We start from the raw sequence: 18,027 nt of genomic DNA, 5'->3' as shown, positions 1-18,027 counted from the left end.
AACCATGATTAGACTATTTGCTGTACTTTTATTGTTTTTTACCGGACTGGTGATCGCGGCAACTGAGGTTATCAAGGGGGATGAATTGGCAACAACACGTCAATATCCTCTTAATGGAGAACCTGAGCCACCGCAAATGAATAAAACAATTAATAACGACAGGATCCCAAAGCGAAGCTATCCAATGCAACCGCCGTTGATCCCACATAAGATCGATAACTATCAAGTAGATTTGAATGCGAACAAATGTATGGCCTGCCACGCGCGTAGCCGGGTAGAAGATACACAAGCGAGAATGATCAGTGTCACTCACTATATGGATAGAGACGGTAACTTCCTTGCAGAGCTGTCGCCACGGCGTTATTTCTGCGAGCAGTGTCATGTGGTGCAAACCGATGCTAAGCCATTGGTTGGCACATCATTTACCGATCTCGATACGCTGCTCGATCAAGAGAAGTAAGGGAGGAAGCGTATGTGGCAATGGTTAAAAAAGTGGTGGACGCTCATCCGTTCACCCGCGAAGTATTTTAGTCTTGGTTTTTTGACATTAGGAGGCTTCATAGCCGGTGTGATTTTTTGGGGTGCGTTTAATACCGGAATGGAATTTACTAACTCAGAGCCATTTTGTGTTAGTTGCCATGAAGACAACGTGTATCAGGAGATCCAGGGTACTATCCACTTTAATAATCGTACAGGGGTAAGGGCGATTTGTTCAGACTGTCATGTTCCACACGACTGGACAGATAAAATGGCGCGAAAGATGCAGGCTTCAAAGGAAGTATGGGCATGGGTAACAGGGGCGATTTCTACCCCTGAAAAGTTCGAAGCCCGGCGTCTGCATATGGCTGAGCGTGAGTGGACACGGATGAAGAAAAATGACTCCCTGGAATGTCGGAACTGCCATGAGTTCAGCTATATGGATTTCACGCAGCAATCTCAGCGTGCATCGGTACAGCATTCTAGCTCATTAGCTGATGGGTCCAAAACGTGCATAGATTGTCATAAAGGGATCGCGCACCGTCTTCCGGATATGAGGGGAGTCGAGGGCTTTTAGAGTGAAATCTATGTAATAAAAGAGCTTAATTTCATTAATTATACTAAGCGGCTAAAAATGACACACTGATTGAAGTGTTGATATTTAGCCGCTTTCTTTTGCCAATTTGTCAATGAAAAAACATCGTTCACTTTCATTGGTTTATCATAAATTGTCTTTTTTGAATGGGGCGAACATTTAATCGTGAATATAACATAATTTAGCTATGTTTTTGAGTGTGCTCAGCGTATGATTCAACAACATTTACGTTTTTTTATAAGTTGGTAAATTTATTTAGAATTTACCTATTGCGATAATTATTTATGAGCAAATTCGCTGCACCTCGCTTCTCTTGGAAGCTACTTAGCCCTCGTTACTGGCCAACCTTACTGCTGATCTTAGTCATGTATTTACTGAGTTGCCTTCCCTACGTTGTCCAGCGTCGCTTAGGGCAGGGGGTTGGCCGTTTGGCTCTAGGGCTGATGAAAAAGCGCCGTTTTACGATTGAGCGTAACCTTGATCTTTGCTTTCCAGAAATGGCTGAGCGCGAAAAGAAAGATATCATTAAAAAAAATATAGATAATACAGGTTTAGCCTTGTTCGAAACCGGTATGGCATGGTTTTGGTCGGATGCAAGGGTTAAACGCCATGTTCGTATAGAGGGCATGGAGCATATCGAAAAGCTTGAGCAAGAAGGCAAAGGTGCGCTGTTCGTTGCTGTACACTCATTGAATTTAGAACTCGCGGCACGCGCGTTTGGAATTCACAAATCAGGTACCGGGATATACCGCCCGAATAATAACCCTTGTTTTGATTTTGTTCAGTACCGAGGACGAGCCCGCTCCAACCGAACATTGATTGATCGTAAAGATGTCAAAGGGATGTTGAAGGCATTGAGCACAGGATCGCGTGTATGGTATGCACCTGATCATGACTATGGCCGCCGGCGTTCAACGTTTGCTCCTTTGTTTGCTGTTGAGAAAGCCTGTACTACGACAGGAACCAGTTTGTTAGTCGACAACAGTGGCTGCGAAGTCATGACGTTTAGAATGGTTCGCGAAAATAATTCGGGTGATTATGTGATAACTCTAGCGCCGTTGCAGGAAGAGTTCCCGCGTAATGACCCAGAGCAGGCCGCTGCTGTTATTAACAGAGCGGTTGAAAGTGCCATTCTTGCCGCACCTTGTCAGTACATGTGGCTGCACCGTCGTTTTAAAACACGCCCGGAAGGCGAGCCATCTCTATACGGTAAAGAAGCGGTTGAATTACATTCAAGCACAGTGTAACCCTGCGATTCAATATACCCAAGTAGCGTCAAGGTACTTGGGTATAAACCTCTCTTGTTTATTCAAGTCACCACTTTGAGTGGTTTCAGCCATTATAATTAGGTTAGGCTACGCCAGAGCCGATTTCTTTATTTGAATAACACCAAGCTGATTTAATAGCCTTATCATTTCTGCGTCATCCCTGTCGTTTGAGACTAATTCCAATTCGTTATACATACTCTTCCGTGCATTTTTGCATGTCTGTTATCCTTATTGCTTCATCTCTGCCCTTTCGCTTAATGTAAACTGAAAATTAATGGTACAAAACTTCATCCTCTTGCATAGCCAATCGCCACGCAATAGAATGCAGCGTTCGATATAAATTCCGTATATAGTTTTTTCCGGCTTTGGATTGCTTGGAAAAGGTATATATAGGAATAAAAATAGAAATGGGATATCACCGCTTATGAGTAATTTTACAGCGCCTACTTTTACAAAGTCGCTTTTACATCCACGATATTGGTTAACCCTGCTGATGGTCGGAGTGGTGTACCTCATCAGTTGGCTACCGTACTTTATACAATTTCGTATGGGGCAAGCTCTCGGGCGTTTGGCTATGCGTATTATTAAAAAGCGCAAGAAGATCATTGCACGTAACCTTGAGTTGTGTTTTCCAGACATGTCGCAAGATGAGCGCGATGTGTTGATGAAGAAGAACATTGATAATACCGGTTTGGCGATGTTTGAAACGGGTATGGCTTGGTTTTGGCCAGATATTCGCGTTGAACGCCATGTGACTTATGAAGGCATGGAGCATATTCATCAACTTGAAGCTGAAGGCAAAGGGGTGTTACTTGTTGCCGTGCACTCATTGAACCTTGAGCTTGGTGCTCGTGCATTTGGTATGAAAACGCCAGGAGTGGGTGTTTATCGACCAAATAAAAACCCTTGTTTTGATTATTTTCAGTTTACAGGTCGTATCCGCTCCAACAAATACATGATTGACCGTAAAGACGTTAAAGGCATGTTGCGTGCATTACGTAAAGGCGAGCGAGTGTGGTATGCCCCTGATCATGATTATGGTAAGCGACGTTCGACTTTTGCCCCTTTGTTTGCGGTTGAAAACGCATGTACTACAACCGGCACAAGCTTGTTGGTCGATGCGTCGCATTGTGCTGTGGTGCCTTTTGCAATGGTGCGCAATACTGATTCAGGTCGCTATACCCTAAAGGTCTTCCCGCCGTTGGATGCGTTTCCTCATAACGATCCTGATGCCGCTGCTGCTTATGTCAACAAAGCTGTTGAGCGATCTATCATGGAAGCCCCCGACCAATACATGTGGCTGCACCGCCGCTTTAAGACTCGCCCGGAAGGTGAATCATCCTTGTATGATTAAATTTCCTTTCACTAGTTGATGAAAAAAGCTTCCCTGTGAAGCTTTTTTTATACCCCTCATATTCCTCTCACGCTGCAGTGGCTGTTTTAAATTTGTCTGACTCTGAATATTGTTGTTCGCTATTATGTTGAATTTATAGTCAATGACGCCTATGTTTTCTGGACATGTAAATATAAAAAGAGAGCGCAAGGATGGATTCAATAGCGAATTTCGTCTCAGCCATAAATGGCTTTGTGTGGGGAGTCCCCATGCTGGTACTTATCCTAGGGGTGGGTATTTATCTAACACTTGGCTTGAAGTTAATGCCAATTGTGAAAATAGGCGCAGGTTTCAAATTACTCTGGACAGGAAGGATCCCCGAGAAAGAAGAAGAGGCCAAAGGGGAGATAAGCCCATTTAATGCATTAATGACTTCTCTGTCTGCAACTATCGGGACTGGTAATATTGCTGGTGTGGCGACGGCTATATTTTTAGGGGGCCCGGGTGCTTTATTTTGGATGTGGTGTACTGCGCTTGTTGGAATGGCAACGAAGTTTGCCGAAGCGGTATGTGCAGTGAAATACCGTGAAACGGATGCGAATGGCAACCATGTTGGTGGCCCGATGTACTATATCAAAAACGGCTTGAGTAGTAAGTGGGCATGGTTGGGTACGGCATTTGCTATTTTTGGTGCATTAGCTGGGTTTGGTATTGGTAACACCGTTCAGTCTAATTCTGTTGCTGCCGCGGTTGAGTCGAGCTTCGGGATCTCTCCTATAATGTCAGGTTTGATCATGATGATTTTAGTCGGGCTCGTACTGATGGGGGGGATCAAACGTATCGCGGATGTTGCTGGTAAATTGGTTCCATTAATGGCTGGGTTTTACATTGCCTCTGGCTTGGTTGTTCTGATCATAAACATTTCCGACATCCCGGCGGCTTTCGGTTTGATTATTAGTAGTGCCTTTACGCCAGTTGCCGCGCAAGGAGGCTTTGCCGGGGCTGCTGTGTGGGCTGCAATCCGGTTTGGTGTGGCCCGTGGTATTTTCTCAAATGAAGCAGGGTTGGGGAGTGCCCCAATAGCTCATGCTGCGGCTCAAACTAAAAACCCGGTCGCTCAAGGCTTAGTGGCCATGCTCGGTACATTTATTGATACCATTGTTGTTTGTAGTATTACTGGTTTGGCGATTGTCGTATCAGGCAGTTGGCTCAGTGGTGAAACCGGGGCAGCCTTAACATCGATGGCATTTGCCTCTGCATTACCTGGTATTGGTAACTATGTGGTTGCCATAGCACTGTCTATCTTTGCCTTTACAACAATATTGGGCTGGAGCTTTTATAGTGAAAAATGCGTCCAATATTTATTTGGTGTGAAAGCCGTCGTGCCTTTTCGAGTGTTGTGGGTTATTGCAGTGCCGATAGGAGCAACCAGTTCGTTAGAGTTTATCTGGCTACTTGCAGATACACTTAATGCCATGATGGCAATTCCTAACTTGATAGCCCTATCACTGTTAAGTCCTGTGGTGTTCAAGTTGACGAAGGAATATTTTGCCCAACTAGCACAAGAAAACACGAAGGGATCAGATCTTGAATAGGTAATTCAACACTGTCATTTAAAGTGGCGGCTAACATTGATTATCATGATAGCCGCTATTTGTTTTAAAACAGATACGTGCTGTTAAAACGGATAGGGCTTTGGGCATTCGCAAACCAAACCTTAGACTAATGTCCCTTGCTGGTAATCCTGAATTGCTTGCTCAATTTCACCCATGCTGTTCATTACAAAGGGTCCATAGTGCACGACTGGCTCGTTAATAGGATGGCCAGATAACAACAACACCCCAGCTTCATTTTCTGCAGCCATAGCTAAACTTTCCCCGTCTCCAAGCAGCGCTAGGGTACCTTGTTTGACCTTCGTCTGACCCACTTGAATCTCACCATGGTAGACGTAGATCATGGCTTGGAAGTCGGGGGTGAGGCAACTGTTAAAGGTTGCGGCTTTGCTTGTCTGCCAATCAGCAATCGTAACAGGGACACCTGTTTGTTGTAATGGACCGGCAAGTGTCGTTCCCTGGGTTGTTAAGTCACCGGCAATGACGCGGATAAGGCTGCCATCCTCTTGCTGGTATTGGGTGATAACATCAGACTGGAAATCATGATAATCCGCTGGCTGCATTTTCTTGGCTGCTGGCAAGTTAATCCAGATTTGGAATCCGTGTAGCGTGCCATCAGTCATTATCGGCATTTCACTATGGATGACACCTTTACCTGCAGACATCCATTGCGCACCACCATCCCGTAATTCACCTACGTTGCCCATATGGTCTTTATGTTGGAAGTGGCCATTGAGCATATACGTCAGAGTTTCTATACCGCGGTGTTTTCAATAGCTACAAAAAAAATTGTTCATATTATAGTGCTTGATCACGTTCTACGCTGCCGCGTTAAATTTCGCCCTACGATGAGCAAATATGACCGTTCACTTAGTATAAAGTGATTAGAGTTGACTATGCCTATAGAGATCAGGAGTTAATGCTAATTCACCTGACCTCTATAAAATATAGTTGACTGTCATACCAATTGACCTTGCTGGTAGTCTTGTACGGCTTGCTCAATCTCTTCCATGCTATTCATGACAAATGGGCCGTAATGTACCACAGGCTCATTGATAGGGATGCCCGAAAGTAACAGCACACCGCTGTCTTCGGTGTTTGTGATAGCTAGCCCCTCACCGTGGTCTAGTAATGCCAACTGTCCGGTTTTGACGGTTAGCCCTTCCACTTCAATTGCACCTTTGTAGACATAGAGCATCGCTTGGAAGTCGGGATTTAGACAACTGCTAAATTTCGCACCCTTTGAGGCTTGCCAGTCTGCGATTGTGGTTGGAACACCTGTTTGTTGCAATGGCCCTTTGATTGTATCGCCTTGAATAGTGAGATCACCTGAAATTAAACGAACTAGGTTATTTGGGCCGATTGCCTTTTCAGTGATAATCTCAGGCTGAAAGTCAGTGTACTGGGCTCGCTGCATCTTCTTGGCAGCTGGCAAGTTAATCCAGATTTGGAAGCCGTGTAGCGAACCGTCAGTCATCATCGGCATTTCACTGTGGATGACACCTTTACCCGCAGACATCCATTGTGCGCCACCATCCCGTAATTCACCTACGTTGCCCATATGGTCTTTATGTTGGAAATGGCCACTGAGCATATACGTGAGAGTTTCTATGCCGCGATGCGGATGATCTGGAAATCCACCAATGTAGTCATCAGGGCTAATCGATTTCAATTCATCGATCATTAAAAATGGTGAAAAGCTGGTGTTATTAAATCCATGTACACGCTGGATTTTTACCCCATCGCCATCAGATGATGGGTGTGATTGAATGACTTGTTTGATACGCCGGATTGCCATAGTCGCCTCCAAATTACTTTCTTTTCTGTAGTGTAGAAAGCAATGTGCGATGCAAACAGGGGGCAAAAACGAACAGCTTGTTTGAAAAATTTGAATGACTATCAAGTAGGAGAGGCCGAGGGTGGTTGAAAATATGAAAGGCCATCAATCTATAGGTATAGTTTTATATCGTTAGTATGAATAGAGCCTGTCAGTTTCATTGCATCAATGTGACTAGAGCTGACAGGTTGCTCTAACATGCTTCTGCCCCAAGACGTGTTTAGAACACATGAAACCATCATGAGATTTATTTGGGCAACAAGCTGTTGCCCAATTGTCCAATAGCCTGTTGGACAAACTCTGGGACTCAATTGTGCAAGAGGTTCTTGCACAATTGCGAAACAACCTGTTTCGTGAATTATTTTTGCCCCTTTACAAGCTAGCGCAATTATCAGTCACATTTTACGGATTGGGAGTTGACTTACTTTTTCTAGTCAATGTAGTGGATTGAAGGATTTTTAGATAAGAGTATTATTATGGATACACGACCAACGGTGAACACTGATGAATTTCTTAAGATTGTCTCGTCAGAATTAAAATCATTTCCGATAAAAGACCTAGAAATCTGCGATCTATCGAATGAGATAGGGCTAATTGATGCGAAGTTAGCTGGCGCAGATAAGTCTCTCGAAAGTGAATTTAAGGACGGAATCGCACATGGGTTTGATTTAGTGCGGCGAGAGACAAAGAGAAAACGTTCAACCTCTAGCTAGCTCAGATCCGTCCCAAGATTTGTTATATTAATCAATAAAATCATAAGGTTAATTATGATTGACTGTGCTCCAAGGCGTGTTTCAACTGTGTATTTTGCTGATAAAAGTTAGCCAACTTTTCCCTACAAGGGCTAATAATACAACCTCCAAAGAGAAGACCAAATTCGATGATCCATTACAAAGCACCTTCCGAGATATTTTGGAGAGTTCTATTTTAAGTTTAATCGGCGTTTTTATCTTGGAAAGATGTCGGAAGAGTTAATTTATACAAGCATTAAAACAATACCAATGCCTCAACGACTGCTTAAGAAATATGAGGCTCGGTGGTAATCAGATAGTTTTACAAAAAATGCAAAAATCATTGTTAAAATATACATAAATCGATCTTCTTGGTTAGTCCCCCAAATAGCATAATGTCTGATCACAATATTAATAAGGGATAGCAATGATTAATCGAAGAAAATTTATGTTAGGAGCTGCTGGTTTAGTTGCTGGCAGCGCTTTACCTAATACCGCTTGGTTGAATGAGTTAAAAAAAACGCATACAAACATTCTTATGTTTGCAGTTGACGACCTTAATGATTGGATTGGCCCATTAGGTGGCCACCCTCAAACCAAAACCCCTAATATTGATAAACTAGCTTCTAAAGCAGCTGTTTTTACCAATGCACATGCATCTGCACCTCTATGTGGCCCTTCACGAGCAAGTCTAATGACTGGTTTAGCTCCATCAACTACAGGTATTTACGGACAAATAGAAGATGATGATATAAAGAAAGCCAATAATGTTGCAGAAGATTCTATCTTTTTAAGTGAGTATTTCCGTAATCATGGTTATTATACGGCTGGAGTAGGGAAACTATTCCATAAAAAAGTCGCGACTAATAGCTTTGAACAGTACGGAGGAAGGGCCAATGGCTTTGGACCTTATCCAGAAAAAAGAATGAAATGGCACAAAAATGGAACTAGCACCGATTGGGGGGCATTTCCTGAGCATGATGAACAAATGCCAGACTATGATTACGCACAATGGCTAATTCATCAGTTGCAGATGTCGCATGATAGACCATTCTTTTTAGCTGGAGGTTTTATTAGGCCACATGTACCTTGGCATGTTCCACAAAAATGGTTCGACCTGCATCCCGTGGAAGAGTTAGAGCTCCCTCCTTACCTACCAAATGACATGGCTGATATACCTGATATTGCAAAAGAAATTTCAGAATTCACTCAAATGCCAACTACTGAATGGGCTATAGAAAACGATGAATGGCGTAATATTGTTCAAGCTTATTTAGCATGTATTTCATTTGTCGATTCTTGCATTGGTAGCGTGCTAGATGCATTAGAGAATAGTGAGTATGCAGATAATACAGCAATCGTTTTATGGGGGGATCATGGTTATCAGCTAGGTGAAAAGAGTAAGTTTTCGAAAATGGCACTGTGGGAAAGAGCGACTCGTACACCATTAATTATTAAGTTGCCTAAATCATCCAGTAAAAAAATAATTGATCAGCCAGTTAGCTTATTAGATATTTATCCTACTTTACTTAGTATATCTGGTTTACCTTCTAATCCTTCTAATGATGGTAATGATCTTACCCCTCTAATTTCCAACCCTGATACGAATTGGCCTCATGTTGCAATCACGACTTTTGGCCCGAATAATCATGCAGTTAAAAGTGAACGCTATCGTTATATTCGATATGCTGACGATTCTGAAGAATTGTACGACCATACTGTAGATAAAAATGAATGGATGAATCTTGCTGATAATCCAAAATATAAGCAAGTTAAAAATGCATTAATCGCACAGTTGCCAAAGCACAATGCTGATTGGTCACCGGTGTCATTTTATACCGGTAACCCATACTTTAAAGACTTAACAGAGCAAGCTAGAAAAGACCTAACTGAAGGACTATAAATCTGCCCGATTGGTATCGAGCCATGTCTTCTGGATTGATACCAATCTAAGTGAAAATATGATCTAATTGAGGTTGCTATTTCATACAGTCAAATCGCTGTGGGTAGCATCAATAATTTGACTTCAAGAAGTTAGTAATTCAGCAAAAACCTATTTGAGGCTACAACTCGTTTGGTCAATCAACATTTGGTTTTCGATACCATAACTGATCCACAACAAAACTCCTAAAACACTTTTGTCCAGGTGCGTGATAGCTTGATGACAGGCTGCATGTGATGACAGGCTGCACGATCCTAGCTAATTATTCACAAGTTTTACTTCTTTGCCAGTTCTATAAGTAGTTGCTCCTTCTCTTCATCACTCATTTTTTCAATGAAACAAGCCAGTTCTGCACTGAGTTGATCCTCACAGAAAAAGTAGTTCAGTGGTACATCTAACTCTTCCGCCATGCGCTTCAGCGTACTGATATCCGGTACATGACGGCCTTTTTCGTAGTGGTTCATACGTCCGCTAGCTGAGCTTGGTTCCATACCTATTTTCACCCCTAAATCTTTCTGGGTGATTTTGGCTTTTTTACGCGCAGCTTTGAGCCTCTCTGGGATGGGGTTGGTGTTTTGCACTTAGACATTTCTAATCAACCTATAGATAACTTAGATTGTCTAAGTTTTACGGATTTTTGTATACTTAGCAATCCTAAGTTTTTATGTTGGTGAAGTTCCACATGGTTGCGAAGATCAAAATAAATCGCTTTATGTATAACCTATTGATTGAAAAGAAACTGGATGGCTTTTCAGTAACAGAAGCGCGGGATGCGATACTTTATTACGACAGTAGTCTTGAAGATACCAATCAAGCAAGGAAGGTGATTTATCGCCAGATTCTTTTATTCCTGGGAAAAAATTGGTTGCGGGATACAGGAGAAGGGCACAATAAACAGTATTGGGTTACTGATATCTTTAAGCAATTACCTGTTGAGCCGAGAAGCGATAGGAAAGGTACTGATTTAAAAGAGGTAAAAGAATTTAAGCCAGCAACCAAAGAGACCATGGAAATGGATCAGTTGTTTAAGGAAAAGAGTCAATATGAAGGGGAACTATCCATTACGCTTGGTGAAGTGGAAGAGCTTCGGTCTTTGATTGAACGTTTTCCTAAAAAAGCGCGTGAATGGACTCCCTTTCTTAACGAGGCAAAGGAGCGTTCGGCAACCTTGTTAGGCCGAATAAATGCGCTGGAGAAGGTGTTAAAGATCGATACCAAGGCTACGAGCTAATGTTAAGACGTTGGCAGCAGGCTTGCGAAAAGGCGGCAGAAAATAAATATAACTCAGGTGGCTCGCACTTTTTTTGTCAGGCAACACCAGGGGCCGGAAAAACAATCTTTGCGGCAACATTAGCAAAACGTCTGTTAGATCAAAATCTGGTTGATTTGGTCCTTTGCTTCGCTCCATCCCGTTCGGTTTGTGAAGGAATCCAGCATACCTTTTCCTTGATAACTAGGAGTGACTTCAGTGGTGGGTTCGGAGCCATTGGAGGTGTTTATACTTACCAGACTTTGAGCTTTAAAAATGATGATTTTTGGCAACGCTTTAAGCGATATCGCGTGTTTGTTGTCTTCGATGAAATCCATCATTGCGCGGCTGATGAGCATGGTCGTTCAAATATTTGGGGGCAGCAGATTGTGGCAAATATTCAGAAATTGGCAACGTATACCTTGGCACTGTCTGGTACACCGTGGCGAACAGACTCTGTGCCGATTGCTATGGCTCAGTACACTAACTCTGAAGGAAAACTAATTTGTGATTACCAATACAGTTTAAAACAAGCGGTTGATGATTCAGTGTGTCGTCGCCCTCGTATTGTGTTAGCAGACAGCGATCATTTGATAGTGAAGGAGGGCAGCAGTCAACGCTCTTTTTCATCGATTAAATCTCTACTATCAGACTCTACGGCAAGCTACCAATCAGTCATTCATAGTCCAAGAGCGATAGATTATTTGCTCACTGAGAGCTGTAAAAAATTGACGGAGATACGGAAATCAATTCCTAATGCAGGAGGATTAGTTGTAGCGGCCTCCGTGAATCATGCGAAACAGATTAAGAAAGCTTTAGCTGACAATCACGGTCAGAGCGTTGTGATAGCAACCTATCATCATGACAAACCGTTACAGACTATTGAAAAGTTTAAGAGTGCTAATACGCAATGGATAGTCAGTGTTGGGATGATTAGTGAGGGAACAGATATCCCGAGGTTACAGGTATGTTGTCATATGAGTGCCGTTAAAACAGAATTGTACTTTCGTCAGGTATTGGGTCGGATACTTAGGGTTAATGGGAGTGCGAATCAGGAAGCTTGGCTTTATACCTTTGCTGAAGAAAGCCTTGTCTCTTTCGCTGAACGAATTGAGCAAGATATCCCTGAGACCTGTATTAACATTAGACCGCCTTCTACCGAGGGTCATAAACACGAAACAAATTTTGAGCGTGAAAATAAATCACACCAATTTTCGTGTGGATTAGCTGAAGAGTTACTGTCAAATAGTGAGTGGTTGCCTAGGGAAAAAGCCTCTAACAGTTACGCAGGTGTTGAATCTAACGATTTAGCCGAGCTTAAGCTTGGGAGGTTTCGTCAACGGGTGATAGAGGCTTTTTGTTACTAAAGCTAGTTTGTTAAACTATAGCTTCTGTCCAACCCCTTGTTAGAAAGAGCTATTTAGATTGTGGACGTGCTCCGTGTAGCACTGGATTGCCTAACTAAGACGGATAATACTATTGCCGGCATTTCTTCGATATACCGCCAAGCATTAGCCGGCTATACTAGTGCTTTATCTTACAGTCGAGTAGTGTCTTTTCGCTGATTAAACGATGGGAGTTTACAGTGAAGAAACAATGTCCGGAATGTGGATTGTATGACTATCTGCTCAATTCCTGTGGTTTAAGGGGATGTATTTGTAGGCGTTATATTAAGTGCTTAGAACTACGGTCATTAACGCGCAAAGAGGGAGTCTCTAGCACTTAATTTTCGGTAAATCCCGCCATTTAGTGGTGTATTGAGGTGACAGTAGCTCCCGCTTCATTGACCATTTAGGGTTAATCCCTTGAGCAGCTAAAAAAACAGAGCCATTGCCGTATTTCTTGTTTAGGCTGTCGAATACACCCATAAGAGCAGGGTTAGACGGCGATTCATCAAAGAGATCACCTTGGGCGTGCTTACCGCTAACCAGATCGATAAACCCAACGCCAATTTTGTAATAGCGAACCCCTTCAACAAACAAGCTGCTTAGCTGAGCTGTTACTGCTTTGGTGATTACGGTTGTATCGTCTGTGGGGTAGGCAAAGCGGTAAACTTGTTTAAAGCCTTGAGGGCGCTCGTCATACGGGGAGTTAGAAGCAAAGACCATCATTACTTTGACTAGTGACTGCTGTCGCCGTAACTTCTCAGCAGCAATGGCTGCATGTTTGCTAAGTGCCTGGCGTAAATTATCTGGGCAAGTAATGCGCTCACCGACACTACGTGTGCTAAAAATCTGTTTTTTATCCGCCCTTACTTCATCCCAGCCTTTGCAAGGCTCTCCGTTTAACTCTCTAACTGTCCGTTCGACTTCAACATTAAATGATTTTCTGGCTAAGCCGGGCTTCAGACGTGACAGCTGCAGGGCAGTATTGATCCCCATAAACTCAAGGCGCTTGGATATACGAGAGCCAATGCCCCATACATCTGATGTCTTGAGCTGTGAAAGTATTTGTTGGCGTTGTTGAGGATTCTCGATTACACATACTCCTTGATACCCTTGAATCTTTTTGGCTGCATGGTTGGCTACTTTAGCTAAAGTCAGCGTTGAGGAAATACCGACACATACGGGGAGCCGGCACTCACGCCATACCGCACGACGTAATTTTTGGCTGTGAAAAGCGAGATCAGATATGGACTTTTCACAGCGTTTGAATACCAGAAATGACTCATCGATAGAGTAAATATGCTGTTCTGGAGCAAACCTGCCGATTACTTCCATCATCTTCGCGGACAGATCACCGTAGAGTTCGTAGTTGGAAGAGCAGGCAATAACACCTTTGGCTTCGCACAACCCACTCATTTCAAAATAAGCTTTAAATTTCTGCACACCAGCTTCCCGGGCCTGCCGATTTGCCGCCACAATACAGCCATCATTATTGCTAAGCACGACTACTGGCTTACCATGCCAGTCTGGACGAAAAACTTGCTCAGCTGAACAATAAAACGAGTTGGCATCTACAAGGGCAAACATTATTCCTCCAGTAGCCGGCTTGCACGGTGGCAGCGTATCGAGCGGATCACGACTCCCTCTATGGAGAATTGGTCACTTTCTGAAATATATAGGGTTGGGTAGCCAGGAGCTGCTGAAAGTAAGCTGCGACGATGGATATCAAGCAGCTTACAGACAAACTCGCCATTTAAGTTTGCAACGATTACATCATGGTTGTTAGCTTGAACGTGCCTGTCAACGATAAGAATATCTCCGTCATATATCCCGACGCCTTCCATTGAATGGCCTTGCGCTTTTCCAATAAAGGTTGCACTGGGGTGCTCGACCAACAGCTCATCTAAACTCAGTGGTAGTTGTAGGTAGTCTGCCGCAGGACTTTCAAAGCCTGTCACACCGGCACTGGCACAAATTGGAATGATTTTCATAACTACTATACTGTTTACATATGGCTCTGTTGTATTTATGTGTTGTTCTTCTCTACGTTGCAGTAGAGAAGTTACTCTCACTGAATTTTAGCCATTCGCATTTGGTTAATTCCCAAATCTCATGTTCAGAGTAAACAGAATCTACAAATGAAGCAGGCTCAACACCAATAAGAGTTGCTCCAGTATTCTCTTTGATTTTTCTAGATCTGATATTTCCCAAAGCATTTGAAAATATTAACTTTTCAAAGCCTAGTTCATTGAAAGCATAATCATTTATCACGGTTGCAGCTTCAGTCATGATACCTTGCCCCCAGAACTTTCGACCAAGCCAAAAGCCTCTATTTTCAGGTTTGCCATCTCGCCATAGATCAATCGCACCGATAAGTTCATCAGGATTTCTTTTTAAATGCAGCCCCCAAACCCATTTATCCTTACCTTGGCTCGGTATAATCACACATTTAATAAAATCTCTCACACCATCATTTGGGTAAGGCCACGGTACTGCTGAAGATAAATGTCGAATAACTTCATAATCAATAAAGTATCTCTCATATGCAGGTATATCCGATTCTTCTATTGGTTTAAGGAACAAGCGATCTGTTTCAAGGGTCTTAATCTGCGTCATTGATAATCCTTATCAAACAAAAAAATGTATTGGTTTTTATTGCTCGTTTACATTACACGGATTTAAAAAAACAAGTCAAACTCAAAACTTTTTCATTATCAAAAAAGCATTTAATATTAATATCTTAACCAACCGCCTCTTCAAGCCATTGAGATTCTTGGCCGTAACCTTTATCTTGCATCCATATATACCATGCGAGATAGTGAGTAACGTAAGCTGTACCAACCCCACGAAAACGATCTAACCATTCCTTCCAAAGACTGATGAATCCGTTCACATGTTGGATGTGATACACGCCATTTATAATTCGACCATCACTAGCAATTATTCGCTTGTGATCAAGGTTGATTTCTAGGCTTTTAACGATACTCTTGTATGAAACATTACCATCAGTGCAGAGACAGCAACCCTCTGATAGAAGGGGGGTTAGGGCATTTGATAGGTTTTCCTTAGTGTTCTTACTCATGACTTCGTATGTAAATTTATCACCACGCTGGTATGAAATAAGGATTGGGACTAGAGGGACTTTGCCACCACCACGTTTACGAGACTCACGAGGCATTTTACGCTTACCTTTATAGCTTTCTGGCAAGAATGCCTCATCAGCTTCTATGATCCCTGTGAAGCTCGTTGGTTTATTCTTATCAGGCATCTTCAAGAAACGATGTCGCCAAAAGAAAGCTGTTCTTAGGTTAATTTTCAGTATCTTAGCTATCTTGCGAAGTGCGACACCCTCCCACATGAGAGAAACGTACTCCAACCACTTATCTTCTTTTCGCATCCGACAAAGAGGTGTTTTGGTCAATGAGCAGAACGTTCTCTTGCAGCCTTTACAGCGGTAACGTTGGATGCCTTTAGCGGTCACACCATGCTTGCAAAATTCAACGCTATTACAATGAGGACACTCAGATACACACTCTTCACGATCAGCTATCACTTTACCAACTACATCCGAGTCGAGTTTCTTTTTTACTGTCGTATTAAGCCGTTTTGCATCCGTGTAGCTAAGAGAGGGGATAGCCTGTAGAATCTTATCTAACGCTATGTTTTCCATGATAAATGACCTCAGTGCTACTTTTAATCATGCTAGCAATTATAGCCTAGCAACACAGAAGTACAACAGAGCCTTACATATACAGTGGTATTTTGGTCGGGAACGGGAAAAAATTCAATAGGCATCCAGTTTTTTTAGTGCTGACAGAGTATGGGGTGAACACTATGTGCGGTCGGTTTGGTGTGGGCGGTATTAAGTTTAGCCAGATGGTGAGCAATGAGCTCTGTTGTGATTTTAGTACTAATGAGAATATGGACTTACGGCCAACACAAGCTGTGTCTGTTGTCGTGAATACTGATGGAAAACTACAGCAACTAGATACGAAGTGGGGGATTCAGCCTGACTGGGCCAAGAAAATAATAATTAATGCTCAGTCAGAAACTGCCGCTGAAAAGAAGACTTTTAAACAAGCAATGGCTAGTAGGCGTTGTTTAGTACCATGTGCGGGTTGGTATGAGTGGCGGGACGAGGGAGGTTCTAGAAAGCAGAAGTATTATTTTTGCCATCAAGAAGGCCGCCCGATATATATGGGAGGGATCTGGTTTCCATCTGAGGTCCCTCAATTGGTAACGATAACCACGCAACCTTATGAAGTCTGTGAGCCATACCATCACAGGATGCCTTACCTGGTAAGCCATGATGATGCGATGGATTGGTTAACAGGGGAAAGAATAAGCGAGAAGCAGGCTCCTTTAAGGATCACTCCGTCTATGTAGGCTGCCATAAAGTAGTTTTCATTTATACGTTCCCATGTTGTTTTGTTGTTCGGACAATTTAGAGCTGCATGATTAACAGTTATGTCAGATCGAATTTCGTTATCTCGTTTTTGGCAACATCAACATAAGTCTAGAAGTACTGGAAGTTAAACTGAGCTAGGTGCGTGCGTTGTGATAATCGTAACTAGCACCTGCCCCAAAACGGTCTAGGAGGAAATCTAAATACAATTCAATCTTTCATTTTTGAATGAATAAGAATCAAACCTGTCTGTTTTTGAACTCTATAGTGTTTCGTAGAATAGCGCCATCAACTTACTAAAACATAATGAAGGTTTGCTATGAGCACATCACAACTTATTCTTGAACTATCTCTTATCGGCACAATGCTACTCGTTACGGGTGTTTTTTTGGTTTGTAGCTATGACAAAACTGACAGCATAGGAACAAAAATCCAAAAAATACTGACGGGTCTTCTCGGTGCTTTTATGGTGATGGCGGGAACCGTAAAATTTTTCGACCCGTTTACGACGATGTTTGCAAAACAGATTGTACTGAGTGAGCTGCCTTTCCCAACTCTGTCTCGTTGGGCAGGTCAATTAGGTGAGATTTTTGCAGGTATGTTGCTACTTGTGGTGATGATTGGTAATAAGGCACTCGCAACACCGATAAAAGATAGAGCGATGCAGTTCTCAACGCTATTAACCACAGCGATTATGATTGTTGCGGTGTATGTTCACCTGTTGCCAAACGTGCCAGCGGAAGTATTGCCACTTCAGTCTAAACCACCTGTAATGACTCTGATTATTTTGGGGATAGCTTGGTTAAATGCATTTCTATATTTTCGTAAAAATAATCGCTAACAAAACAAACGCCAGATTTGATCATCTAGTCTGGCGTTTTTTTTCATCATAACGATCAATCTCGCTCTGAGTTTATCGAAGCCAAAAACTCAGCTGATTGCCCAAAGCGTTCAAAAATCATGTCTCTAAATGCAACCACTCTGGTCGCTATCAGTTTTCTGTCTGCCCACACCAAGAATGCTTTACCTGTTGGGCATTCAACGTCTGGCAATACCTCTACTAACTCTTTTCTTTTGGCACGCTTTTCAAAGGCTGCTCTTGGCATCATACAGATTGCATGCGCCGGAGCAAACCGGACACCTATTCCGGCATTATCCGGACAGTCATTCCGTTTTAATCCGGACACCCATT

At 42.7% G+C, this 18,027-nt stretch carries 16 protein-coding genes and 3 pseudogenes; 11 read left to right on the top strand and 8 right to left on the bottom strand.

Features of this window, described 5'->3' with window-relative positions:
- Positions 1-4 precede the first annotated feature (4 nt).
- The 5 genes from ACVA53_RS02000 to ACVA53_RS01980 all read left to right on the top strand — a co-directional run bounded on the left by ACVA53_RS02000 (position 5) and on the right by ACVA53_RS01980 (position 5,268).
- Positions 5-460 carry a nitrate reductase cytochrome c-type subunit gene (locus tag ACVA53_RS02000; RefSeq protein WP_255043113.1) on the top strand — a complete coding sequence of 152 codons (456 nt, stop codon included), beginning with the start codon at positions 5-7 and terminating at the stop codon, positions 458-460.
- A gap of 12 nt (positions 461-472) precedes the next feature.
- Complete coding sequence (locus ACVA53_RS01995) at positions 473-1,054, top strand: NapC/NirT family cytochrome c (protein WP_255043115.1); 582 nt, start codon at positions 473-475, stop codon at positions 1,052-1,054.
- A gap of 302 nt (positions 1,055-1,356) precedes the next feature.
- Positions 1,357-2,319 carry an LpxL/LpxP family Kdo(2)-lipid IV(A) lauroyl/palmitoleoyl acyltransferase gene (gene lpxL / locus ACVA53_RS01990; protein ID WP_255043116.1) on the top strand — a complete coding sequence of 321 codons (963 nt, stop codon included), beginning with the start codon at positions 1,357-1,359 and terminating at the stop codon, positions 2,317-2,319.
- 445 nt (positions 2,320-2,764) lie between these two features.
- Positions 2,765-3,694 (top strand): LpxL/LpxP family Kdo(2)-lipid IV(A) lauroyl/palmitoleoyl acyltransferase, encoded by a 930-nt coding sequence (lpxL, locus tag ACVA53_RS01985; RefSeq protein WP_255043117.1) that lies wholly within the window; start codon positions 2,765-2,767, stop codon positions 3,692-3,694.
- A 191-nt stretch (positions 3,695-3,885) separates the two neighbouring features.
- Positions 3,886-5,268 (top strand): alanine/glycine:cation symporter family protein, encoded by a 1,383-nt coding sequence (locus tag ACVA53_RS01980; RefSeq protein ID WP_444964451.1) that lies wholly within the window; start codon positions 3,886-3,888, stop codon positions 5,266-5,268.
- A gap of 122 nt (positions 5,269-5,390) precedes the next feature.
- Here the strand turns inward: ACVA53_RS01980 and ACVA53_RS01975 are convergent.
- Both ACVA53_RS01975 and ACVA53_RS01970 read right to left on the bottom strand, forming a co-directional pair.
- Positions 5,391-6,053, bottom strand: a pseudogene (locus tag ACVA53_RS01975) (pirin family protein); the annotation flags it as partial.
- A 191-nt stretch (positions 6,054-6,244) separates the two neighbouring features.
- Positions 6,245-7,084 carry a pirin family protein gene (locus ACVA53_RS01970; RefSeq protein ID WP_446504404.1) on the bottom strand — a complete coding sequence of 280 codons (840 nt, stop codon included), beginning with the start codon at positions 7,082-7,084 and terminating at the stop codon, positions 6,245-6,247.
- A 932-nt stretch (positions 7,085-8,016) separates the two neighbouring features.
- Here ACVA53_RS01970 and ACVA53_RS01965 point away from each other — a divergent pair.
- Positions 8,017-8,166: pseudogene (locus ACVA53_RS01965) on the top strand (IS1595 family transposase); the annotation flags it as partial.
- Positions 8,167-8,281: 115 nt separating this feature from the next.
- Complete coding sequence (locus ACVA53_RS01960) at positions 8,282-9,757, top strand: sulfatase (RefSeq protein ID WP_446504403.1); 1,476 nt, start codon at positions 8,282-8,284, stop codon at positions 9,755-9,757.
- Between the two features lie 314 nt (positions 9,758-10,071).
- Here ACVA53_RS01960 and ACVA53_RS01955 read toward each other — a convergent pair whose 3' ends face one another.
- The gene (locus ACVA53_RS01955; RefSeq protein ID WP_446504402.1) at positions 10,072-10,377 is read right to left on the bottom strand and encodes a helix-turn-helix domain-containing protein; all 306 of its coding nucleotides are present in this window, start codon (positions 10,375-10,377) and stop codon (positions 10,072-10,074) included.
- A 101-nt stretch (positions 10,378-10,478) separates the two neighbouring features.
- Here ACVA53_RS01955 and ACVA53_RS01950 point away from each other — a divergent pair, with 101 nt between their 5' ends.
- Positions 10,479-11,027 (top strand): hypothetical protein, encoded by a 549-nt coding sequence (locus tag ACVA53_RS01950; protein WP_446504401.1) that lies wholly within the window; start codon positions 10,479-10,481, stop codon positions 11,025-11,027.
- Positions 11,027-12,412 (top strand): DEAD/DEAH box helicase, encoded by a 1,386-nt coding sequence (locus ACVA53_RS01945; protein ID WP_446504400.1) that lies wholly within the window; start codon positions 11,027-11,029, stop codon positions 12,410-12,412. The genes ACVA53_RS01950 and ACVA53_RS01945 overlap by 1 nt, the downstream gene beginning before the upstream one ends.
- Positions 12,413-12,760: 348 nt before the next feature.
- Here the strand turns inward: ACVA53_RS01945 and ACVA53_RS01940 are convergent, their stop codons facing one another.
- The 4 genes from ACVA53_RS01940 to ACVA53_RS01925 all read right to left on the bottom strand — a co-directional run bounded on the left by ACVA53_RS01940 (position 12,761) and on the right by ACVA53_RS01925 (position 16,100).
- Entirely contained in the window at positions 12,761-14,017 is a 1,257-nt protein-coding gene (locus ACVA53_RS01940; protein ID WP_446504399.1) for a Y-family DNA polymerase, read from the bottom strand.
- The gene (locus tag ACVA53_RS01935; protein WP_446504398.1) at positions 14,017-14,421 is read right to left on the bottom strand and encodes a LexA family protein; all 405 of its coding nucleotides are present in this window, start codon (positions 14,419-14,421) and stop codon (positions 14,017-14,019) included. Before ACVA53_RS01935 ends, ACVA53_RS01940 begins: the two co-directional genes overlap by 1 nt.
- Before the next feature lie 52 nt (positions 14,422-14,473).
- Positions 14,474-15,046, bottom strand: a complete 573-nt coding sequence (locus ACVA53_RS01930; protein WP_446504397.1) for a GNAT family N-acetyltransferase — start codon at positions 15,044-15,046, stop codon at positions 14,474-14,476.
- Between the two features lie 124 nt (positions 15,047-15,170).
- Positions 15,171-16,100 (bottom strand): IS1595 family transposase, encoded by a 930-nt coding sequence (locus ACVA53_RS01925; RefSeq protein ID WP_446504396.1) that lies wholly within the window; start codon positions 16,098-16,100, stop codon positions 15,171-15,173.
- A 164-nt stretch (positions 16,101-16,264) separates the two neighbouring features.
- Between ACVA53_RS01925 and ACVA53_RS01920 the strand changes: the two genes are divergently transcribed.
- The gene (locus ACVA53_RS01920) at positions 16,265-16,816 is read left to right on the top strand and encodes an SOS response-associated peptidase (RefSeq protein WP_446504455.1); all 552 of its coding nucleotides are present in this window, start codon (positions 16,265-16,267) and stop codon (positions 16,814-16,816) included.
- A gap of 338 nt (positions 16,817-17,154) precedes the next feature.
- The gene (locus ACVA53_RS01915) at positions 17,155-17,676 is read left to right on the top strand and encodes a hypothetical protein (protein WP_255042244.1); all 522 of its coding nucleotides are present in this window, start codon (positions 17,155-17,157) and stop codon (positions 17,674-17,676) included.
- A 55-nt stretch (positions 17,677-17,731) separates the two neighbouring features.
- Here the strand turns inward: ACVA53_RS01915 and ACVA53_RS01910 are convergent.
- Positions 17,732-18,027, bottom strand: a pseudogene (locus ACVA53_RS01910) (LysR family transcriptional regulator); the annotation flags it as partial.

It is taken from the genome of Photobacterium sp. DNB23_23_1 (assembly GCF_052873815.1).
This window is presented reverse-complemented; position numbering and strand designations above follow the sequence as displayed.